19 protein-coding genes, 1 tRNA gene and 1 pseudogene are annotated in these 20,978 nt (G+C 47.6%); 7 read left to right on the top strand and 14 right to left on the bottom strand.

Features of this window, described 5'->3' with window-relative positions; translation table 11 throughout:
* The first annotated feature begins 239 nt into the window (after window positions 1-239).
* Both EXU85_RS19655 and EXU85_RS19660 read left to right on the top strand, forming a co-directional pair.
* Window positions 240-1,739 carry a DUF952 domain-containing protein gene (locus tag EXU85_RS19655; protein WP_142773721.1) on the top strand — a complete coding sequence of 500 codons (1,500 nt, stop codon included), beginning with the start codon at window positions 240-242 and terminating at the stop codon, window positions 1,737-1,739.
* Window positions 1,740-1,848: 109 nt separating this feature from the next.
* Entirely contained in the window at window positions 1,849-2,430 is a 582-nt protein-coding gene (locus EXU85_RS19660; protein ID WP_142773722.1) for a Uma2 family endonuclease, read from the top strand.
* Window position 2,431: 1 nt separating this feature from the next.
* Here the strand turns inward: EXU85_RS19660 and EXU85_RS19665 are convergent, their stop codons facing one another.
* The 3 genes from EXU85_RS19665 to EXU85_RS19675 all read right to left on the bottom strand — a co-directional run bounded on the left by EXU85_RS19665 (window position 2,432) and on the right by EXU85_RS19675 (window position 5,291).
* A complete protein-coding gene (locus EXU85_RS19665; RefSeq protein ID WP_142773723.1) occupies window positions 2,432-2,815 on the bottom strand; it encodes a VOC family protein in 384 nt (127 codons plus the stop codon).
* Window positions 2,816-2,926: 111 nt separating this feature from the next.
* Complete coding sequence (locus EXU85_RS19670; RefSeq protein ID WP_142773724.1) at window positions 2,927-3,334, bottom strand: AraC family transcriptional regulator; 408 nt, start codon at window positions 3,332-3,334, stop codon at window positions 2,927-2,929.
* A 184-nt stretch (window positions 3,335-3,518) separates the two neighbouring features.
* A complete protein-coding gene (locus tag EXU85_RS19675) occupies window positions 3,519-5,291 on the bottom strand; it encodes an ABC transporter ATP-binding protein (RefSeq protein WP_142773725.1) in 1,773 nt (590 codons plus the stop codon).
* Window positions 5,292-5,507: 216 nt separating this feature from the next.
* On the opposite strand from EXU85_RS19675, the gene EXU85_RS19680 reads away from it, so the two are divergent.
* Window positions 5,508-6,047, top strand: a complete 540-nt coding sequence (locus tag EXU85_RS19680; RefSeq protein WP_142773726.1) for a hypothetical protein — start codon at window positions 5,508-5,510, stop codon at window positions 6,045-6,047.
* A 72-nt stretch (window positions 6,048-6,119) separates the two neighbouring features.
* On the opposite strand, the gene EXU85_RS19685 is transcribed toward EXU85_RS19680, so the two are convergent.
* The 5 genes from EXU85_RS19685 to pdxH all read right to left on the bottom strand — a co-directional run bounded on the left by EXU85_RS19685 (window position 6,120) and on the right by pdxH (window position 11,501).
* Window positions 6,120-6,701 (bottom strand): Uma2 family endonuclease, encoded by a 582-nt coding sequence (locus EXU85_RS19685; protein WP_142773727.1) that lies wholly within the window; start codon window positions 6,699-6,701, stop codon window positions 6,120-6,122.
* 90 nt (window positions 6,702-6,791) lie between these two features.
* Window positions 6,792-8,687, bottom strand: coding sequence for an acetate--CoA ligase (gene acs / locus EXU85_RS19690; protein WP_142773728.1), 1,896 nt, complete (start codon window positions 8,685-8,687; stop codon window positions 6,792-6,794).
* Window positions 8,688-8,812: 125 nt separating this feature from the next.
* A complete protein-coding gene (locus tag EXU85_RS19695) occupies window positions 8,813-9,034 on the bottom strand; it encodes a DUF6814 family protein (protein WP_142773729.1) in 222 nt (73 codons plus the stop codon).
* Between the two features lie 91 nt (window positions 9,035-9,125).
* Entirely contained in the window at window positions 9,126-10,694 is a 1,569-nt protein-coding gene (locus tag EXU85_RS19700) for an MFS transporter (RefSeq protein ID WP_142773730.1), read from the bottom strand.
* Window positions 10,695-10,859: 165 nt separating this feature from the next.
* Window positions 10,860-11,501, bottom strand: coding sequence for a pyridoxamine 5'-phosphate oxidase (gene pdxH / locus EXU85_RS19705; RefSeq protein WP_142773731.1), 642 nt, complete (start codon window positions 11,499-11,501; stop codon window positions 10,860-10,862).
* An 83-nt stretch (window positions 11,502-11,584) separates the two neighbouring features.
* On the opposite strand from pdxH, the gene EXU85_RS19710 reads away from it, so the two are divergent.
* The 4 genes from EXU85_RS19710 (at window position 11,585) to EXU85_RS19725 (ending at window position 15,694) form a co-directional block, all read left to right on the top strand.
* On the top strand, window positions 11,585-13,978 hold the full coding sequence (locus tag EXU85_RS19710; protein ID WP_142773732.1) for a DUF349 domain-containing protein: 2,394 nt from the start codon (window positions 11,585-11,587) through the stop codon (window positions 13,976-13,978).
* Between the two features lie 144 nt (window positions 13,979-14,122).
* A tRNA-Thr gene (locus tag EXU85_RS19715) sits at window positions 14,123-14,206 on the top strand.
* Window positions 14,207-14,367: 161 nt separating this feature from the next.
* On the top strand, window positions 14,368-14,721 hold the full coding sequence (locus EXU85_RS19720) for a transposase family protein (RefSeq protein ID WP_142770642.1): 354 nt from the start codon (window positions 14,368-14,370) through the stop codon (window positions 14,719-14,721).
* A gap of 19 nt (window positions 14,722-14,740) precedes the next feature.
* Window positions 14,741-15,694, top strand: coding sequence for a transposase (locus EXU85_RS19725; protein WP_142773733.1), 954 nt, complete (start codon window positions 14,741-14,743; stop codon window positions 15,692-15,694).
* Between the two features lie 599 nt (window positions 15,695-16,293).
* Here the strand turns inward: EXU85_RS19725 and EXU85_RS35400 are convergent.
* The 6 genes and pseudogenes from EXU85_RS35400 to EXU85_RS19750 all read right to left on the bottom strand — a co-directional run bounded on the left by EXU85_RS35400 (window position 16,294) and on the right by EXU85_RS19750 (window position 20,976).
* Window positions 16,294-16,623 (bottom strand): phage antirepressor KilAC domain-containing protein, encoded by a 330-nt coding sequence (locus EXU85_RS35400; RefSeq protein WP_168207826.1) that lies wholly within the window; start codon window positions 16,621-16,623, stop codon window positions 16,294-16,296.
* A gap of 186 nt (window positions 16,624-16,809) precedes the next feature.
* Window positions 16,810-16,947, bottom strand: a pseudogene (locus EXU85_RS36205) (hypothetical protein); the annotation flags it as partial.
* A 203-nt stretch (window positions 16,948-17,150) separates the two neighbouring features.
* Window positions 17,151-18,605 carry a class I SAM-dependent DNA methyltransferase gene (locus tag EXU85_RS19735; RefSeq protein ID WP_142773734.1) on the bottom strand — a complete coding sequence of 485 codons (1,455 nt, stop codon included), beginning with the start codon at window positions 18,603-18,605 and terminating at the stop codon, window positions 17,151-17,153.
* A 21-nt stretch (window positions 18,606-18,626) separates the two neighbouring features.
* Complete coding sequence (locus tag EXU85_RS19740; protein WP_142773735.1) at window positions 18,627-19,373, bottom strand: zeta toxin family protein; 747 nt, start codon at window positions 19,371-19,373, stop codon at window positions 18,627-18,629.
* Window positions 19,370-19,603, bottom strand: a complete 234-nt coding sequence (locus EXU85_RS19745; protein ID WP_142773736.1) for a hypothetical protein — start codon at window positions 19,601-19,603, stop codon at window positions 19,370-19,372. The genes EXU85_RS19740 and EXU85_RS19745 overlap by 4 nt, the downstream gene beginning before the upstream one ends.
* A 14-nt stretch (window positions 19,604-19,617) precedes the next feature.
* Window positions 19,618-20,976 carry an McrC family protein gene (locus EXU85_RS19750; RefSeq protein WP_142773737.1) on the bottom strand — a complete coding sequence of 453 codons (1,359 nt, stop codon included), beginning with the start codon at window positions 20,974-20,976 and terminating at the stop codon, window positions 19,618-19,620.
* Between the last annotated feature and the right edge of the window lie 2 nt (window positions 20,977-20,978).

A 20,978-nucleotide genomic window follows, 5' to 3' on the forward strand; every position in this document is an offset into this window, starting at 1 on the left:
TTAAGAAGATACTACTTACATTCCATATCGATATTGGACGCTTTTGCAAAACTTAATTGGTCTCTGAGACGGGTTGTTGAATGGCGTTGTTTATACGTGTTTCGGGAAACTTTACCTTCATTCAAAAGCCAGCGAAAACTATATGTGTATTTTGACCGTAGTTTTACTGATTTACTTGTTCTAAGATTCTGGTAGATCCTATTTTGAAAGAGTATTCCTATGAAATCCGGCATGCGCCTATGAGTCAACGCACTACTGTTATCCCTATTTTTCTGTTTGCGCTCCTGCAGGTGGTGACGATCAGCGTGGCTAGTGCATCAGAAACACTTTATTATATTGTCAGGAAAGCGGATTGGCTTGCCCAGTCGACAAAGAGTAGTTACCACCCTGCGATCTTTTCCAGCGACGGCTTTATTCCTCTTTTAACACCCGAACAGGTGATTCCGACAGCTCGTGCTCTTTATAAGGCTCAGAACGATTTGCTTCTAGTGAAACTCGCGGTGTCGGCTGCTGACCCTCGCTTGAAATGGGATCGTGTTCCCGGCATCAACGTCTCACTCCCGCACTACTATGGCGATCTTTCGCGAACATTGGTGAAGAAGGTATATCCCTTTCTACCCAATAAGGATGGGAACTTCAACTTGCCCAGAGAGCCTTTCCTGAAACGACTCAGCGCTAAGTTAATCCCTAACAGCCTTGTCAATAAATTTCTCAGTTACCAGGAATGGCAGAACCCTGAGCGGTTTCATAAACTTCAGATCCGGAATTTCCAGCGGCCTAAAGTCCAGCTTCAGTGGTGGTATTTCGATTTTTTCCTTCAGGATGGCAGCTCTGTCGTGATGGCGTTCATTCCTCAACACTGGTGGGAGGAACCGGGATCAGGCCAAGAGAAAAATTCAGTGTTTACGATCTCACTCAAAACCAAAGCCGGTGTTGTAAAACGGTTTACAACCACGGTTCCTCAGTCGAAACTGAAAACCTCAGCCAACCACCTGGAAATTCCATCCCATTTAGTGATTCGGGCAATTGGCGACTCTGATAATAACCAGTTCTTAATTCAGGTAAATTTCCCGGAAGTAACCGGTACGTTTACAATTACACCCACGCAACCTCCATTTGCCGCTTTCCCAACGGGTGTAATGCCTGGATTCCTGCACACTGTACTAACCGGAGCACCTGTAAATTCACCAGGCTTTAGCTATGTTTCCCAGATTCCTAACAGTACCGTTTCTGGATCACTTTCTTGGGGCGACTTTCAATCCCAACTTTCAGGGCAGGCATATCATGAACAAGGCAGGCTGGACGATACGCCTGCACGTCAGGGAGGAAGCTGGACCTGGTATCACTTTGCGGGCGATGGCTGGAATATTTTCGGGACCCCAGGTAGCTATATATACCTTCAGCAGGGCGATCAGATTATACGATCCGGCTTCCACCTGATTAGCAAGGAATACACCCTGACAAACAGAACCTATGCCAGCCCCGATCATACCAAACTGCTAACGGGTGGAGAGATTTCCTTTCATCATGACAACCTCACATTTCGGCTGATAATGAGCCCTGCTGAGGCCGAAACCCTGGTTTGCTTTCCCTCCCCTAACCCGAGCCAGGTTTGGGGAACGGTTGGGGGGACAGCCACGCTTTCGATTTCGGATGGGGCAGCAACGAACGTAATTGAAGGCCACATGTTTCTGGAGAGTTGCTCGTGGGAAACCTATACGGAAACCCTAAAGAAGTGAAATCTCTTTTTTAGAGCCCCGACGAAGTAAACAAAAGAGCAAAAATCATCTATTTTGTTTGCTTGGTCTGATTCAGTAAATTTGTCAATAGCAGTAAACGCTTACTTCGATGCAATTGCCCCTACACATACCCCAAATCGATCACTTCACCGATGAGGAATTAGTCCGGTTCTGCCTGGCCAATCCTGAACTGAACATTGAGCGTGATGAGAACGGGATTTTGTACATTAACATGTCTCCAACCCACCTTCTGACGAGTTCTAACAACAGTGAACTAAATACCGAATTCGGTATTTGGAACCGTAAAACCAAAGCTGGCAAAGTAATTGATTCAAGCGGTGGCTTCTTCCTAAAAGATAAGTCGATGAAAGCCCCTGACGTAGCCTGGATTCGGCGGGAACGATGGGGTGCGTTAAGCAAAAAAGAGAAACACTCATTTCCATACCTGGCTCCTGACTTTGTCCTGGAACTAGCCAGTGACTCTGACAATCTGCACGCTGTTAAAGCAAAAATGGAAAAATGGATTTTGAATGGAGTCCGATTGGCATGGCTTGTTTCTCCCGATGAAAAACTAACCTACATCTACCGTCCGAACCAATCTACAGAAACAAAACTCTTCACCGAAAAACTTTCCGGTGAAGAGGTACTGGTAGGTTTTGAAACGGTGCTGGCGGAGATTTTAGAAGAGTAATTTATACCTGCACAAGCTGAATATTATTTCCGCAGGTATCATCAAATACAGCCAGAGTTACCGGGCTCATCCTTGTCGGCTTCATACTGAATACCACGCCAAGTTTTATTAACCGTTCATAGTCAAGCTGGACATCGTCTACATTGAACGCAGTCAATGGAATTCCGGCGTCGAACAAGGCTTTTTGGTAGACTCTGGCGGGCTCGAAAGCCATAGGTTCAAGGAGTAACTCGACACCGTCTCTCTCCTCGCCTGATACAACGGTCAGCCATTTATGTTCACCCAGTGGAACCTCTGTTTTTTTCACAAAACCCAGTACCTCCGTATAAAACGCAAGGGCCTTTTCTTGATCATCCACCAATAGGCTCGTTACCTTAATCTTCATCCTTTTTCAATTTTTCTTGTGCGAAATCATTGCTGGCTGGCGCTCATGTAGCCTTACCAACCGAGACAGCAAAGATCAGAACGAAATTAAATAGACACTTCTCGAAAATTGCTATTTCGTTCTATCAATACGATTACGATTGGATACAGCCTTCTCGATAAATGCAGTAGGCGTTGAACCCGTCATCTTTTTAAAAAGCCCTGTAAATGAACTTGTGCTCTCAAAGCCGACTGCAAAACAGACGTCCTGAACGGGTTTATCGGCCCGTAAAAGCTGTTTCGCTTTGTCAATCCGGACGGTTGTCAGGTATTGATATGGGGTTTGACCGTACATGTTTTTAAAGAGTCGGATGAAATGGAATTTTGAGAACGACGCTTCCTGAGCAATAGCATCAAGATTTAAACTACGCTCCAATTGGCTGTCCATAAACAGCTTTGCCCGAATTATCTGGTTGCACAAATCCTCGTTTGCGTAGAGTTCATCTCTTATTTTCAGGACCTGCTGATGGTAGAAAGTCATGTTTGATAAACGCGTTATTAGCTGATTTCTTTGTCTACACTACCAATTACACAAAACCCGCCAGACCTCATGCCCAGCGGGTTTGTGTAGTTTGAGAAACAAGTTTATTGCGCTACTGGCATCAACCGAAACATACAGATGACCATCGGGATTTAACTTGACGTTGCGAAGGCAATCAATGTTCTTAAACAGCCACCAGATCTTTACGCTCTCCAATTTGTTGCCGCCACATGGCATAATAAAGGCCTTTTTGTGCTAATAACTCGCTATGACGCCCCTGCTCAACCACATGGCCCTGTTCCAGTACAAAAATCCGGTCGGCGTGTAGAATGGTGCTCAGCCGGTGCGCGATCAGGATCGTGATGTGTCGGCGCGAACCCGATAAGTCGCGAACGGTTCGACCAATTTCTTCTTCGGTCAGTGAGTCAAGTGCCGATGTTGCTTCGTCGAACACCAGTAAAGCAGGTTTCCGTAGTAGCGCACGGGCAATACTCAGTCGTTGTTTTTCGCCCCCGGACACTTTTACCCCACCTTCGCCAATAACCGTATCGAGCCCTAGCGGAGCTCGGGAAAGCAGCGAGTCGGCAGCTGCCTGATGTAAAGCTGTCAGGCATTCTTCATCGGTGGCATTTGGTGCTACGAAGCGAAGGTTTTCGCGGATGGTTCCGGCAAAAAGCTGGGTATCCTGCGTCACAAAGCCGATTTGCTCGCGTAACTCGTCCAGGTTTACCTCGGAGCCGGGAATACCGTTGTACAAAATCTGGCCACTCAGCGGTTTGTACAAACCAACCAGTAGCTTCACAAGTGTCGTTTTCCCTGAACCACTGGGGCCAACAAAGGCTACGGTCTCTCCAACCTCCGCGTCGAAGGAAATGCCATCCAGAGCGGGTTTATCAGCAGTGAGGTGTTTAAAATGAACGTCCTCAAAGGCAAGTGTTTTGAGGGTCTTAACGGGTTGAGGATGGACGGGTTGCACATCGCGGGGCGTATCCAGGATTTGCTGGAAATTAGCCAGCGAGGCTTCCGTTTCGCGATAGACATTGATAATGTTACCCAGTTCCTGCAAGGGACCGAAAATAGCGAACGAATAGATGAACAAGGAGAAAAACTCACCCACGGTAATCTTACCCTGCACCACCAGAAATAGCATAAGCAACATGATGGCATTGCGGAGCAAGTTCACAAACGTTCCCTGAATGAAGGAAAGCGACCGGATGTACCGTACTTTTTTGAGTTCAAGCTTCAGGATTTTTCCGGTCGTGGCATTGAGCCGTTCGGTTTCCTGTTGGGCCAAACCAAGACTTTTTACTAACTCAATGTTGCGCAGGCTTTCGGTCGTAGAACCCGCCAGCGCAGTAGTTTCGGCTACAATCGTTTTCTGAACGGTCTTGATTTTTTTGCTCAGCAGCGAACTCACGAAACCCAGCAGCGGGATAGTCAGGAAATAAGCGGGTGCAATAGGCCAGTACACCGTAGCAGCATACCACATCACGAAAACAATGCCCACAACCGATGTAAATAGTACATTCACAAACGATTGAATTAGCTTTTCAACATCAGTTCGAACTTTCTGTAACTTCCCTAATGTCTCGCCCGATCGCTGATCTTCAAATACCTGGTAGGGGAGGTCGAGCGAATGACGGAGGCCATCGGTATAGAGTTGTGCGCCCAGCCGTTGGGTAATCACGTTTACGTAATAATCCTGGAAGTTTTTGGCGATGCGACTCACCATTGCCACGCCCAGTGCCTGCAAAATCAGGAGCCCAGCCCCGTTTTTCAGGAAACCCCAGAACCCTAACGGCCGGAGTGTGCCGCCCGGTTTAACGACGTACTGATCAATGATTTTGCGGAAGATATACGGATCGAGCAGCGAGAAAATCTGATTGATTGCTGCTAATAAGAGCGCAAGAGCCAAGAGGCCCCAATAACGCCGTAAATAACTGTAAAGTAGTTGCATAAATGAGTTGGTGGTAGAGCAAGACGTTAATGAACCGGGCGTACATACTACCGGACTGCCTTCATGAATGAAACACAAAAAGGAGCATTTTAGGTCATCTAAATGGTGATTTAACCGCAAAGAGCGCAAAGATTTCGCAAAGGACGCGAAGCAATATTTCTTTGCAATCTTTGCGATACCTTTGCGCTCTTTGCGGTTAAGCCACCCCTTTATTTCATGAAAAACACCTTTCTACTCCTTTTTGCTCTCGGTCTATTAACGGCTTGTGGTGGAAACTCTGAAAAGAAACAGGACGCCACTGTCCAATCTACCACCACCACTACAGATTCCACGGCGGCACCAGCCCCCAAACCCAAGAACTGCCAATCGGTTATTGACGCTGATAAATTAGGCAAAGCGGATGTGTATCAGGAGTCGGGCAAATCGCTAAAAGTCACGTTGACACTCGATCAGGACACCAGTTCCACACAGGCGTCCACGGGATGCTATTTCGACAATGCCATTACCGTGCTGGCCACAAAAAAATCAGGAAGTCAACAATTTAAGCGGACGTTACTTAAAGACGATCTACTCTACTTTACCAAAAGCGACGACGCCATCAAGCAGTCCATCCTGCAAAAAGTCATCTACAAACCCACCTTCAACGGCCAGCGTTACATCACGCTGACTATGCATCTACTGAACCCAGACAGCAAAAAGACGATGGATTATACCCTGTTCATGAACTACTTCGGGGAGATTGTGAAAGTGAAGTGAGGAGGGACTGTACAAGCTTCAGCAAACGGTTTAGGAGGTAAACGCTTATTATCTCAGCACCTATTTATTCGATCAACGTCGAAACAATTCTGTCACAGTCATCTGCAACTCAGGCAAAGCAGGGGCTGCGCTTAACACATCGTTGTCGGTACAAATGGTAACCGTTTTGGGTGAGGTATAAACGTATACTGTATAATCATCCGGGAAAACAAGCCAGACATTCTGTACACCCGCTTGAAAATACCCATGTAGTTTTTTTATGTACTTCCGGGCATCGTCATTTTCTGAAACAATTTCAGCTACAAAGCTGGGCATTACAGGATCGCGTTTTTTTGATGCGGCAATTTGTTCACTTGTGTAGAAAGAGAGATCAGGTCGGCGCATTTGTTTTTCTGAAACCCAAACCTCAATTTCCGGTATCAGTTCTGCATCATTCTGATAAGCTATCGTTTGGGCAAAACGTCGTGTTATACGCTGAATTATTGCCATTTCCTCTTGTCTCATGCCAGTGGTGGGCTCAAGTACGCCGTTGCTGAATTCATAGACGTAATTATCGTCAGACTCCCAGCCTAGAAAATCCGCCTTTGTCATGATAATGCCGGCGTACTTTGGAATCCCATAGCGCTCATTGCGTACTTCGACTATAGTTGCCATGTTTGTGCGTCTTTTGATCAAAGATAAAAAAAAAACACCGGACGTCTCCGCCCGGCGTAACCGAAAACTGTAAACCGAAAACCGTATACCTTAAATCGCTCCCGCTTTAATTTCATCAACCACCGCCGGATCAAGCAACGTAGAAGTATCCCCCAGATTACTAACATCACCCTCCGCAATTTTACGCAGAATTCGGCGCATGATTTTGCCGGAGCGCGTTTTGGGTAAGCCCGTTACGAACTGGATTTTGTCGGGCTTGGCGATGGGGCCGATCACTCGGGTTACGGTCGCCAGAATGTCGCGCTTGGTTAGTTCGGCATCATGACCATCGGGTTGCTGATCCGTGATGACGTATGCATAAATGCCCTGACCTTTGATGTCGTGTGGGTAACCGACTACGGCGCTCTCCACCACGCCGGTGTGCATGTTGATCGCGTTTTCGACTTCGGCTGTGCCAATGCGGTGGCCTGAAACATTCAACACATCATCAACACGACCGGTGATTCGGTAATAGCCATCTTCGTCACGCAGGCAACCATCACCCGTAAAATACAGTCCCGGATAAGTCGCGAAGTACGTTTGGCGACAGCGTTCGTGGTCACCGTAGGTGGTACGCAGAATGCCTGGCCAGGGGAACTTCATGCAGAGATTACCACTCACGCCATTCCCTTCAATTTCCTTCCCGTTTTCATCCACCAGAATTGGCTGAACGCCCGGTAAGGGAAGTGTAGCAAAGGTTGGTTTGGTTTTGGTAATGCCCGCCAGGGGCGAAATCAGGATGCCACCGGTTTCAGTTTGCCACCAGGTATCGACAATCGGGCAGCGATTTTTGCCGATGTTATCATCATACCAATGCCAGGCTTCTTCATTGATCGGTTCACCGACCGAGCCAAGTACCTGCAAACTACTCAGGTCATGATTCTCCACTTTGTCCAGACCAAAACCCATCAACGACCGAATGGCCGTTGGTGCCGTGTAGAGAATATTGACGTTATGTTTGTCCGTGATGTCCCAGAATCGACCACAATCAGGATAGGTGGGTACCCCTTCAAAAATCACCGAAGTCGCGCCAGATGCCAGCGGGCCGTATACAATATAACTGTGTCCGGTAATCCAGCCAATGTCGGCGGTGCAGAAAAAAACCTGGCCGGGTTCATATTGAAATACATTCTGGAAGGTATAAGTAGCATAAACCATGTAACCTCCGCAGGTATGTACAACGCCTTTTGGCTTGCCCGTTGAGCCGGATGTGTACAGAATGAACAGCATATCTTCGGCGTCCATTTCTTCGGCAGGGCAATCGGCAGTCACCTGCTTCAGCTCCTGCTCCCACCAGATGTCGCGACCTTTCAGCATCGATACGGGTGTGCGGGTGCGCGTCATAACGATTACTTTCTGAACGCTTGGGCAACCAATCAGGGCATCGTCTACAGTACTTTTGAGCGGTATTTCTTTATTTCCCCGGTAAGAACCATCAGCCGTAACGACCACTTTGCATTGCGCATCATTGATCCGGTCTGCAATGCTTTGCGCCGAAAAACCACCAAATACCACCGAGTGAACAGCCCCTATACGAGCGCAGGCAAGCACAGCAATAGCCAGTTCGGGCACCATCGGCATGTAAATACACACTCGGTCACCCTTCACAACGCCATTGCGTTTCAGCACATTGGCAAACCGGCACACCTGATCGTGCAGCATCCGGTAGGTAAGTGTAACACCTGCTTCGTTTGGGTCGTTGGGTTCCCAGATAATAGCTGGCTGATCACCTCGTTCGGCCAGGTGTCGGTCGAGGCAGTTTTCAGTAATGTTAAGTTTGCCGCCAATGAACCACTTTATATTGGGTTCGTTGAAGTTCCATTGCAGGGTTTTGGTCCAGGGTTTGCGCCACTGAAAGTTCTGAGCAATTTCGGCCCAGAACTCCTCGGGGTCTTCAACACTTTTCTGATAAGCAGCCTGGTACTCGTCAAAGGTTCGGATACGCATAATCAATGAGTGATTGAGCGAATGAGTTAATGAATGAATTGTGAATGAACAATTCGCCGTAGCGGGAATTGCGCACGAATAAATTTAGGGTGGCAAATCTATTGACTCATTCACGGAATCGCTCACTATTCATCAGATTTATATTCCCCATCGAGGGCATATTTACCAAACAGGATCAATCCGCCTACTATGATAGGCACCAGAACGCATAGTACAACCCAGCCAAAAACGCGATCTTCGAGTTTGTCGCTACCGATTTTGATCAGGCTATCGGTAACTCGGTCGTAACCCACATAGATTCCGATCAGTATCCAAACGACGCCAAGATATTTTTTAAGTGACTCCATATTGTTAATGTATAATGTACATTGAAAAATGTAGAATGTGACGGGGCTAAGCTATTTTCAATTATTTATTCTTCATTATCCACTTATAAAATCAATCTTCCGGAGTGGTAGAGCGCTTATTACTCAAATACACCAACCCAATCACAAAACAAACACCGGCTACCAGAATCGGGTACCAGAGTCCTTCCAGATAAGGTTTCGCCACAGAACCCGGTACCGTTTCATTGGCTTTGGTAGCCGTCGCAACCAGGGCTGTTGCAATGAATGGGGTTAGTCCCCCAAAAATACCGTTGCCAATATGGTACGGTAAGGACATGGAGGTGTAGCGGATTCGGGTTGGAAATAACTCAACCAGAAACGCAGCCACAGGGCCATATACCATCGTGACATACACGACCTGTACAAATATCAGGAGTACCATCAGCCAGAAACTAGCTCGGGGTAATGTGACAGATTTTGTCAGTTCTGGCTTGCCCGGTTGACCTTTGGGTGTTGCCGTAACGGTTTTTTCGATGTCTTTCGCAATTAACCCATCTTCATAAAAATGAGTTGTCGTCATAGTCACCAATGTGCCTCCATTGTCCAGCTTTGCCAGCTTTCGGTCAATCGTTTGGGCATCAACGAACTCCTGTCTCTGCGTTAAGTCTGCCAGACTGTATAGCTTATCATAAATTGGACGATACGTCAGAATACCCAGTGCCATACCGGCCAGCATAATCGGCTTACGGCCAATTCGATCCGACCATCCACCGAAAACAATAAAAAAGGGCGTTGCTGCCAGTAACGCAATCGCGACGATCATATTCGACTGCACAAACTCAATGTTGCAGGCTTTCTGGATAAACGACAGCGCATAAAACTGACCGGTATACCAGATAACCCCCTGACCCGCCGTGGCTCCAAACAAGGCTAGCAACACCATTTTTAGGTTTTGTTTCTTGCCAAAACTCTCGGCCAGCGGATTTTTTGAGAGCGTACCTTCCGTTTTTAGTTTGGAAAACAAAGGCGATTCGGCCATACGTAGTCGAATGACAATGGATACGCCCACCAGCACAATCGACAATAGAAACGGCACCCGCCAGCCCCAGTCCGAAAATTTATCGACGCCCAATGATTCCCGCGTGAGCATAATCACGCCTAGCGACACAAAAAGCCCTAGCGTAGCCGTTGTCTGAATAAAGCTTGTATAATAGCCCCGCCGACCCTCTGGCGCGTACTCTGCCACATAGGTAGCCGCTCCGCCATATTCGCCCCCAAGTGCTAATCCCTGAATTAATCGAAGCAACAGAACCAGCAAGGGTGCCCAGAAACCAATAGTAGCGTAGCCAGGAATGAGCCCGATAGCGAAGGTTGATCCCCCCATCAGCACCAGCGTTACTAAAAAGGTGTATTTCCTGCCCACTAAATCCCCCAGCCGTCCAAACACCAGAGCACCGAATGGGCGGACAATAAAGCCTGCGGCAAAGGTCGCCAGTGTTGAAAGAAGAGCAGCAGTAGGATTATCTTTTGGAAAGAACTGCGATGAAAGAATGGCGGCTAAACTACCGAAGATATAAAAATCGTACCACTCAATGAGCGTTCCGACCGAAGAAGCCGAGATAACACTAAATAAGGTACGTTTATCAACGGACGGTTTTGTTTTGGCTCGTTTGGAGGCCATAAATAAAGAGGGAGAAAGGTTTTAGGACTAAAGAAGTAGCTGCAGGGTATTTACCTTGTCTTGTCTTAACACGGAAAAAAACAAAGGCTGAACAAAGAACACTACGTATTTTATTACCTCTATTTTCTCCGTAGTATCTCTATTGCCTCCGTGTCAAAAAAAATATTACGGTGCCAGCCGCTCAATTTTCCAATTGCCCCCCTCCTTTCGATAGCGAATCCGGTCGTGCAAACGGCTAGGGCGTCCCTGCCAGAATTCAATGGCATCCGGCATCACCCGAAAACCACCCCAATGAGCTGGTCGAGGAACAGGCTGATTGGCAAACTGAGCTTCAAGCGCACGCTGGCGACTCTCTAATACCTCGCGGCTGTCAATCACATTACTTTGATGCGATACCCACGCGCCAATCTGACTACCACGCGGGCGGCTACTAAAATAATTATCTGACTCTTCGGCACTTACCCGCACTACCTGCCCTTCAATACGTATCTGCCGTTCGAGTTCAGGATAAAAAAAAGTAAGTGTAGCAAACGGATGTTGCGTAAGTTCGCGACCTTTTCGGCTTTCGTAATTAGTATAGAAAACAAACCCGTCATTCGATACATCTTTCAGGAGCACAATTCGCCCATCGGGACGACCTTCCGCTGTAACGGTGCTGACATGCATAGCATTGGGTTCTGGAACTCCAGCCTGCAAGACTGCATTGAACCATTGCTGGAACTGTTCAATTGGATCAGATAGAACGTCGGCAGCGTCTAAACCGCTTAATGTGTACTCATTTCGTAAATCACTGATGGCTGATGACATTCTGTAAGCTTGTTTAAAGGCTGTACTACAAGAAAATTCGCATTTTATCGTATTTTTGCAAAAGTAATCGGTACGTTCCCAACATGGCAAACCAAGAACAGGAAATTAACCAGCAACCAGAAACCACTAATCAGGCTACTGGAACGCTGGCAGTGCATATTCCCGAAGATACCACAACACCCGCTGTGGTCACCCCTGATGCATCCATCGAGGGTAGTGAGGCTACGCCAGAATTGGCCGAAGCCGAACCAGCATTGACTGCCGAAACGCAGCCTGATGCAGTGGGTGATCCTACTATAACAACGCCCTCAACGGATACGCCTGTCGACAGTAGTGAATCTATCGTTTCTCCGGACAACAGTACCGAGGCAGCTGAGGTTGCCCCGACTGATACGGCTGTGCCCGTAGCTGAAACCCCAGAAGTTGAAGCGAGTGCTGAGCCATCTCCTGAAACACCCAGCGAGCCAACGGCAGTCAGTACGCCTGTACAGGAGCCGGTTGCCGAAACTGACGATACCTCTGTTACTGAGGAAGCGACAGTTGAGGCCCCTGCTGTAGAAGCGACTGCGCCCGAATCCCCGGTTTCACCAGAAATCAGTGAGGAAATTTCAGCACAGTATGCCGACGTGTCAGATGTTGACGATGACGCGTCGAGTCACTCTGCCGTTGATTATAGCCAGTTTACTAAGTCGGATTTTGTTAATCTGCTCGAGACACAAATGGCGGCCATTAGTACGGCCTCTGTTACCCCCGGCGATTTTAAGAAAGCGGATCTGGTGTTGAAGGAGGTTAAGCCGTTGTTCGATCAGATGAAGCGGGCGGAGCGGGAAGCAGCCCTACAGGCTTATGTGGCTGAAACAGGTGCTGAAGAAGGTTTTGAGTACAAATATGATGATGCTGTTTCCCGGTTCGATGAGCTGTATAAGCTGATCAAGAGCCAGAAAAATACATACTTCCAGAATTTAGATAAGGCTAAGGAAACCAACTTCGCATCGAAAACGGAGTTGCTGACCCGCCTGCGTGAACTGGTTGAAACCGATGAAAACAACGCCGGTGATCCTAAAGTAAGCTGGAACGAGTTCAAGAAAATTCAGGACGATTGGAAATCGGCCGGAAACATGAACTCGCCCCACAACGCTACCCTTTGGGCAACTTACCATGCGTTGGTTGATCGGTATTACAGCAATCGTAATATCTACTTTGAATTAAAAGAGCTTGACCGCAAACGCAATACCAGCCTAAAAACGGAGGTTATTGAAAAGGTCGAGGCAATGGCGAAAGCATCGGAGGAAACGCCCGTAACCCGGCAAACCATTGATGAGGCCAATGCGTTATTTGAAGAATATAAGCACATTGGTCCTGCCCCAAAAGCAGAACAGGAAGTGCTTTGGGGTCGGATGAAAGCCGCTCTGGATGTTCTGTACGATAAACGTCGTGGACAGACAAACGAGCAACGGAAAGAGTCGGCCCAATTGTATGAAGAGAAATCAGCGATCTATGAAGAACTAGTACCCATTACCTCGTTTGCGTCGAACAGTATTAATGACTGGAACGACAAAACCAAGGCGGTGATGGCCCTTCAGGATCGTTGGAATGCCATTAAAGGCCCGATGCCCCGCGAGGAAGGCAAGGAACTCAGCAAAAAATTCTGGGCTGCGTTAAAGACATTCTTCCATAATAAAGGCGAATTTTTCCGCCAGTTGGAAAGCAAGCGGGAAGAAAATCTGCGGGCTAAAGTCCAACTCTGCGAGCAGGTTGAAGGAATTCTGGCTGCCGGAGAAGAGTCGCCCGAGATTACGCAGACCGTCATTGAGCTACAGCGTCAATGGAAGAATATCGGTCAGGTTCCTGAGAAGCAGAAGAATACTATTTTCGACCGGTTCAAAGCCGCTTGTGATGCGTTCTTCAATAAAAAACGCTCGAAAAATCAGGAAACCGAACGCGAGTTTGAAGGCAACCTTACACAAAAAATTGCCCTCATCGAACGGATCGAAGCCGCGGCCAACGCCAACGCCGACTTGTCTCAGTTGAATGAGTTCAAGAAGGAATGGAACGCCATTGGCTTTGTCCCGAAAAAGGACATGCAGTCGACGCAGAAGCGTTATATCAACGCAGTAAATGCACTGGTTGGCGCAACAGGCAAGATTCCGGCCAAAGATAAGGAACGGATTATGCTTCAGAGTGAAGCCGAAGCAACCCGTCCTGGTGGTTCCCGGAACAGCGGTGGTGGCGGTGGACGCGATCGCGATCGGGATTTCAATCGGGGTGGTGGCGACACTGGCAACAAACGCGAGAGCGATATCCGTCGGCGCATTACGGCCATCGAAAACGACATTGCGACCTATCGGAATAATATTGAGTTCTTCGCCCGGTCGAAGAATGCCGATAAACTTCGTGCGGATATCGATAAGAAAATTGCTGAAGCTGAAAAGCAATTAGACGACCTTCGGCATCAGTTGCGCGTAGCTCAGGCATAAGGTAGAGATCGTTTGACAACTAAAAAGAGTGGTCTGGTTATAAATCTGGCCACTCTTTTTAGTTTTTTTCTAGAACTAGTTTGCACAAAAGTCTCTAATTCCTTACTTTTGCATCACGATTCGGAAACGAGTCGATTGATTGTTGCCAGTGTCGGATAGCGGTCGATTCCGCCTGATTTGTAATCAGGATGCGCAAGCGCGTCGGGGGTTCGAATCCCTCCACTGGCTCACTGATAATCAGCCACTTAACAGAAATGTTGAGTGGCTTTTTTTATGAGGTTGCAAAACAAGTTGCAAAACATATTTATAGATTGACTTTGGATCAGTTCCAAAAGTTGTGGAGGGCATTGTATTTTTTTAGGTTTGTGAATTAATCAAATCTAGTTGTTTTGGAGAGTTTCTTGCCCATCGTTCAGTTTCTGTTGCCTGAGTTCATCCTACAAAATTTTGAATTGACCTCCATCGACCGCCCTGAGGGAGTCTTTCATGTTCATATCGAAGAGAAAAATGCCGATGAGACGGACCCTCAACGGAAGAATCTGCTCTCCAAAGGCTTTTTCCCCACTATCACCGTCCAGGACTTTCCCATCCGGGGCCACCAGGTATTCCTGCATATCAAACGCCGTCGCTGGCTCAATACCCAAACCGGCAAAGTCGTCTATCGAGACTGGACTCAGGTAGCAGATGGAACGCGGATGACCAGTGAGTTTTCCGCTTTTTTAAAACAAATCAGTCGATACTAACCCGACTAATATCAACTCCATTGGCGGCTTTTATGGGGTTGGTGGCAAAATTCTATTACGCCAATACCGTGATTATCAGAGTGGATTTGCCAATTGGCAACAAAAGCAACATGCCAAAGACTGGTTGCTTTATCCCCAAAACCTGGGTACGCATTTGTCGCTAGATGAAACGAGTCTTTCACAAGGGGAACTCTATACGATTCTGACCAATAAAGCCGCTAGAGGAGGCAAGGGCAGTATCGTAGCCATTGTGGCGGGTACTAAAGCCGAGACGGTGATTGAGATATTGCGTAAGTTATCTGAAAACCAGCGCAAAAAGGTAAAGGAAATTACCCTGGATATGGCAGGCAATATGGCCCTAATCGCTAAAAAATGTTTCCCTAAGGCTATCCAAGTGACCGACCGTTTCCATGTGCAACAACTGGCTCTGGAGGCCGTCCAGACTATGCGAGTTGAGTACCGCTGGCAAGCCTTGGAGGCTGAAAATGAGGCTCTTGAGCAGGCTACGTTTAACCAGATCGACTATCAACCAGAGTTACTTACCAATGGGGATACAGTGAAACAATTGCTGGCTCGCAGCCGCTATGTGCTTTATAAAAAGGCGACTGATTGGACGATCAGCCAGCACGAGCGGGCCAGTCTGCTTTTTGATCGATATCCAGACCTGAAGCGAGCTTATGAGTTGAGTCAGTCCCTAAGTCACCTCTTTGAGCAGACGACCGATAAACTTTACGGCTTAGCTCGCTTGGCAAAATGGCATGAGAAGGTCCGCCAAACTGGCTTGAAGGCTTTCAACACGGAGGCTCGTTCGATTCAAAACCACTACGAAACAATTTTGAATTATTTTGACAATCGCAGTACGAATGCCTCGGCGGAGTCCTTCAATGCTAAGATCAAGGCATTTCGGGCTCAGTTCCGTGGGGTTCGCAACGTGGAATTCTTCTTATATCGGCTGACTCAATTATATGCTTAATCCAAGTTGATCCACAACTTTTGTACTTGATCCTGTTAGGCTAGGCATAGGCATCTATATGATCGCCAATATGTATAAGGCCGATAGTTGAATATCTTCTCCTAATAATCGATATCGTTATCCTTATTTCTGGGCGGTTGTCCAGATCGGGATAGTGCTGCAGAATCTCGTTTGACTGCCCGTAAGATTCTTCCGGTTTCAGGGTCTCATTTAGTAACCTTATACCAGGTATCTCCCATCAATATCTCGTCGTCTGGATTTTACCTTGATTTCTCCCGGTCTGCCAGCCAAAGTTACACGGCCTACTAGTAAAGTAATATTATCCCTAAAATGAAGAAGTCTGCTAAATACTGCCTGGTTCAGCAGAGAAAGCGGTCGCCGACCTGCCCAATTGTGTTGATAAAGAGTATATACGTCCAGAATAATCAGGGACAGATTGTCCGTCTAGATCTCCAAGAATCTTCCCATGAGGATCGTCAGTTGGTTACTTCCAGACGGTTAGTCGATGTCGGTACCAAAAGGTCGGGGTGAGGTTATAGCTTCTGCTCATAGCCAGTTAAGGTTCAATGGGAAATGGGGCTACCCGGAGCTTCAGACGGTTAGTATGCTAAAACGGGAACGATCCTTTGGACGCCTTTAGGAGTAACCATCGTTTGTAGCTCAATATACTCGACTCCTTCATTATCCTTGTATACATGTTTAACGACCTTAAAATACCCGTTGTCGATATACTGCTGATAGGGTACGTTACCCTTAGTCAAAATCCGCCCATCCCGTAGCAGTTTGAATAGATTGTTACGACCGATTCTGGGATAGTTGAGTACCTTGGCTGCTTCCTCGATCGTCAAAAGATCGGGACTGCTGGCTACTCTATCGTAAAACTCAGCCTTAGGGGCGAGTTCTATAATCTTCGCTTCCTGTTCGGCCAACTGCTTCTGCTGATCCTCGATCTGGAACTGCTGGTGAGCCGCCAGTAATAGAGCTACCCCAAGTGTTTTGGGGATATTGAAAACGGGTGTCGGGACTTCCGGTTTCAGTTCAACTTTTCCTTCCTGAAGTATTTCGGTTAGTTGTTTATCACACCAGATCTCAAAGTCGACCGATAACCATGACGCAAGTCGAAGGATTAATTTTTCATATATCCAAGTCCCACCCCCGTTCTCAGGGCTTCCCCTTTTTGCTATAACTATGTGATCATCAGATATGCGGGATTTTCCCGTATTTGCCTGTAGGGCATTTATATATCGATCGATTGCTGGTAATCGTTGCCATTCATAGACCTGCTTACCGAAGACTTTTGTCCGGACTTAATAGGTCCTGGTTATCGACTATCACACAATTAAGTTATCAGGCCATGGAATTAACGGATAGTTATAGCCGATAACTTGATCTAGTTAACACTCCGGAAAGCCCGACTTAGCCAATGACTTAAAGGACCTACCGGAGTGTTTAACTATTATTTAGCCTGTAACTGGCTGACAATCTGTCGAAAACATCCCAGAGCAGCTTCCAGGTTTTCTACGATATCAAGGGCTAGTAGGTCAGGGTCAGGGAGGTTATCCAGATCGCCTAGGGAGTCGTCTTTCAGCCAGAAGATGTCCAGACTGGTTTTATCCCGACCTATAATCTCTTCGTAGGAGAAGCTCCGGAAACGCTCAGTTTCCTGCCGGTTATGGCGGTTTCCAGGCTGGTAGGCTTCAATAAATCCCTGTAAATGGTCCAGCCGGAGGGGATTGGTCTTGAGGGTATGTTTTACGTTTGTCCGGTAGTCGTATATCCAGACGGCTTTGGTCCAGGGGTCTTTGCTGGCCGGTTTGTTATCAAAGAACAGGACGTTAGCCTTTACGCCCTGCGCATAGAAAATTCCGGTAGGCAGCCGAAGGATGGTATGAAGGTCTGTACTCTGGAGGAGTCGTTTACGAACCGTCTCCCCTGCCCCACCTTCAAACAGGACGTTATCAGGTAAGACGACGGCGGCCTTCCCATCGATCTTCAGTAAGGCCCGAATATGCTGTAGGAAGTTAAGCTGTTTGTTCGAGGTAGTGGCCCAGAAGTCCTGACGTTGGTAGGTCAAAGCCTCGCGTTCCTGATCCCCGTCTTCATTGGTAACGGTTATCGAACTCTTCTTCCCAAAGGGTGGATTGGCCAAGACGTAATCAAATCGCTGGGTAGGCAGGCTAATTAAGCTGTCGTTCCGCTCGATTGGTGGCTCACTGTTTAGGTCCCCGATGTTGTGGAGGAACAGGTTCATCAAACAGAGACGGGCGGTATTCGGAACAATCTCCCAGCCCCGAAATGTCTCGTATTTCAGGAATTTCAGTTGCTCCCGGTCCAGTTCCTGTTTAGCCAGGTAATCATAAGCGGCCAGAAAGAAACCACCCGTTCCGCAGCTTGGATCGGCAATGGTTTTCAAAGGCTCCGGCTGGACACAATCGACCATGGCCCGAATTAACGGGCGAGGGGTAAAGTACTGGCCAGCCCCGGATTTGGTATCCTCGGCATTCTTCTCCAGGAGCCCTTCGTATATATCCCCCTTGACGTCGGTATCCAGACCGATCCAGGTCTCTTCGTTAATCAACCGGACTAGTTTATAGAGTTTGGCCGGGTCCTGGATCTTGTTTTGGGCCTTAAAGAAAATCTGACCGATCATCCCCTGCTGTTTCCCCAGTTCAGTCAGGATATGGACGTAATGAACCTCTAGTTCAGCGCCATTCTTATCGGTTAAGGTATCCCAATTATATTCACTGGGAATATGGGTATCCCGAAAATAGGGCGGCTTGCTATATTCGTCGGCCATTTTCAGGAACAGAAGGTAGGTAAGCTGTTCGAGGTAATCACCATAGCCCATGCCGTCGTCGCGGAGGGTATTACAGAAGTTCCAGACTTTCTGGACCAGGGCGTTTGTACTCATTACGTAATAAGGGAAATCAGTTTATTCGTTTAATGGGCTGATTTTATCAAGGATATTGGCTGTAAACCACTCCGGAACGTCCTCTGACTGTAGTTCAAGTTCTACTCCACCAGTGACTTCGGCAAGCCAGACCCGTTCGGTTCCCGAGTTATCAAAGATATAGGCCCGGTCGGTTAGCCGAATGGCGTCGAGTAATAAGTCTAATGACCGGTAATACCGTTCGACAATCTTGTCTGGTGGTACGCTATGACCACCGGTCAGGATTCGGTAGCTCACCCGTTCGACATTAATTTGGGGATCGTCGGTGGCAATGTAGTAGAGATAGGTTCTGAAACCGGCATCCTTAGCCCGACGAAACACATCTAGCTTGTCGGAGGAAGACATAACCGTTTCGAAGGTAAACGATTGCCCAGTCTGAATTAACGCGGTTCGTAACCAGTCGGTCAGAATAGACGCTACATAGGAGTTGATGGACAATTGACTAAAATCAGCTGTATCTTCCTGGATTTGGATCGTCTTAAATTCGGTTGATAGATCAGCTCGAATGGCTAATGGATGCCCTGTAAAAAAGAATTGAAAAGTAGCTGCTTCCGGCGTTGGTAAGGAAAATCGGCTAAATTTAAAAAAGGGATGCTGACGGAGTTCGCCTTCCAGTTCATCGGGATTCAGGTAATGACCCAGTAAGTCGAGAGAAACTACTTCTTTAATCGTACTTTTTCCGGAACCGTTTGGCCCGGCAAATACCCGCATACGACTTGCTCCCTTCATGAAAGACGGAAATGACGGGACGTAACACGCCGAGTCTTTATGGCCCGAAGAATGGATTGTTCTTCAACTCCCTCAGGGGTTATCTGAACCCGAACAAGTTCATCGCCAATCACAACAGTAACCGGATGGCCAGAGGCAACAGCCCGCTCATAGGCCTGACGGGTAGCCTTTCCAGCCAGTTCAGGGATTTGCTGTTCCCGGCGGTCGATTTCCTGATCAGATAGTTTCATAGTCAAATCTACGCTTATTTTGACAAGGAGTCAACCTCGGCTGTTGGCCACGGCAGGAAAGCGTCTCTGAGTTGGGCTACTAGGTTAGATAACATTTCCTGTTTCGTCTCCCCGGTAACGGTTAGGTCTTCTGCTCGTATGTGAATCGTATTCTCCTTCATTAGTTCAGAGGAAATATGAAACGTTTTAGGCTCGGTCGGCTGCTGCCCAAACGGTAACGGGTAGAGTAGCAGAACCCGGTTGGTCGTACGGCGGAGGGCGTAACTGACCATCTGGTATAGGTCCGTCTGACTAACTCCGGCCTTTCTGTCCCCCAGCTCATACTTCCTGACCTTGTATTTGGTATCGACCACCAAATGACTCCCTAGTTTATCCGTTATCAACAGGTCGTTTCTGATCTGAAAAACCTGCTGATCGGTCAGCCAGCCGGTAGCCTGGGTACGGATAGTCTCCAATTGGCTTCCGACTTCCGTTTTGACTACGCCCGCAACAAAGTCCTCGTAAACCATATCCATCGGAACCAGAAAACAGAAATGTCGCTGTTGGGCGTTCTGCCGATTCAGGTACTGATGGTTCAGGAAGAACCGACACATATCCAGACAGGATTCGTATCCTTGGAAAAATCGATTTAGCTGAATCGTATCACAGTCCTGTACTGTACAGGGAATTTCGTCCACCTCATCCAGAACAAAGAGTATTCGTTCCAGATCCTGGCGAGTTTCAACCTGTCGACAGAGTTCGACTAACCGACGGGTCACGTATTTAATAACCTGGTTCAGCTTGTTGTTGAACAGGAAAGGTTCGTGGTCACAGACCAGCTGATGCCAATTCCCCCGGCTCAAACTGGTCGTGATATATGCCTGTGTATTTAGCCGCCCCCGAACATAAGACATGGTTTCGGTCAGCTCCTCGTACTGGTGATAGGGCTGTGATCCGATCAGTTGGTAGGTAAACTGAGCGAAATACCGAATCAGTGCTTCCGGGAAGTTAGCGACAGGTTCTGATCCCGTTAACAGATCGGCAAAGGGGAATTTCACCCGATGACCATAGTCAAGCCACCAGCCTAAATGGCGGAAGGCAGTATCGGCCTGTCCACTACTAAATAATTTAGGTAGGATCTGGATCGTTTGACCTTCGAACTGGATAAAGCCTACATAGTGACCAGCCCTCATCTTTATTTTCCCCTCGCTAAACTCGAATCGTAAAAAAGGCTGACGTGCTGGGGCAGGTTGCTCCGGGTCTTCTTCATAAAATAGTGTACGGCTTTTCCAGACCGAGTCCAGGTAGTTTTCCAGTTCCTGAATACGATTGATCAAGGAGGTTGGTACCGATCTGGTATGGTGTTCGATCAGCTCGATAGGTTCATCCCACATAG

It is taken from the genome of Spirosoma sp. KCTC 42546 (assembly GCF_006965485.1).
Taxonomy (GTDB): Bacteria; Bacteroidota; Bacteroidia; order Cytophagales; family Spirosomataceae; genus Spirosoma.

Bases quoted from the DNA above. Each gene is read 5' to 3' on its own strand.
- EXU85_RS19655 (WP_142773721.1), top strand. From the start codon at position 240: ATGAGTCAACGCACTACTGTTATCCCTATTTTTCTGTTTGCGCTCCTG.
- EXU85_RS19660 (WP_142773722.1), top strand. From the start codon at position 1,849: ATGCAATTGCCCCTACACATACCCCAAATCGATCACTTCACCGATGAG.
- EXU85_RS19665 (WP_142773723.1), bottom strand. From the start codon at position 2,815: ATGAAGATTAAGGTAACGAGCCTATTGGTGGATGATCAAGAAAAGGCC.
- EXU85_RS19670 (WP_142773724.1), bottom strand. From the start codon at position 3,334: ATGACTTTCTACCATCAGCAGGTCCTGAAAATAAGAGATGAACTCTAC.
- EXU85_RS19675 (WP_142773725.1), bottom strand. From the start codon at position 5,291: ATGCAACTACTTTACAGTTATTTACGGCGTTATTGGGGCCTCTTGGCT.
- EXU85_RS19680 (WP_142773726.1), top strand. From the start codon at position 5,508: ATGAAAAACACCTTTCTACTCCTTTTTGCTCTCGGTCTATTAACGGCT.
- EXU85_RS19685 (WP_142773727.1), bottom strand. From the start codon at position 6,701: ATGGCAACTATAGTCGAAGTACGCAATGAGCGCTATGGGATTCCAAAG.
- acs (WP_142773728.1), bottom strand. From the start codon at position 8,687: ATGCGTATCCGAACCTTTGACGAGTACCAGGCTGCTTATCAGAAAAGT.
- EXU85_RS19695 (WP_142773729.1), bottom strand. From the start codon at position 9,034: ATGGAGTCACTTAAAAAATATCTTGGCGTCGTTTGGATACTGATCGGA.
- EXU85_RS19700 (WP_142773730.1), bottom strand. From the start codon at position 10,694: ATGGCCTCCAAACGAGCCAAAACAAAACCGTCCGTTGATAAACGTACC.
- pdxH (WP_142773731.1), bottom strand. From the start codon at position 11,501: ATGTCATCAGCCATCAGTGATTTACGAAATGAGTACACATTAAGCGGT.
- EXU85_RS19710 (WP_142773732.1), top strand. From the start codon at position 11,585: ATGGCAAACCAAGAACAGGAAATTAACCAGCAACCAGAAACCACTAAT.
- EXU85_RS19735 (WP_142773734.1), bottom strand. From the start codon at position 18,605: ATGAGTACAAACGCCCTGGTCCAGAAAGTCTGGAACTTCTGTAATACC.
- EXU85_RS19740 (WP_142773735.1), bottom strand. From the start codon at position 19,373: ATGAAGGGAGCAAGTCGTATGCGGGTATTTGCCGGGCCAAACGGTTCC.
- EXU85_RS19745 (WP_142773736.1), bottom strand. From the start codon at position 19,603: ATGAAACTATCTGATCAGGAAATCGACCGCCGGGAACAGCAAATCCCT.
- EXU85_RS19750 (WP_142773737.1), bottom strand. From the start codon at position 20,976: ATGTGGGATGAACCTATCGAGCTGATCGAACACCATACCAGATCGGTA.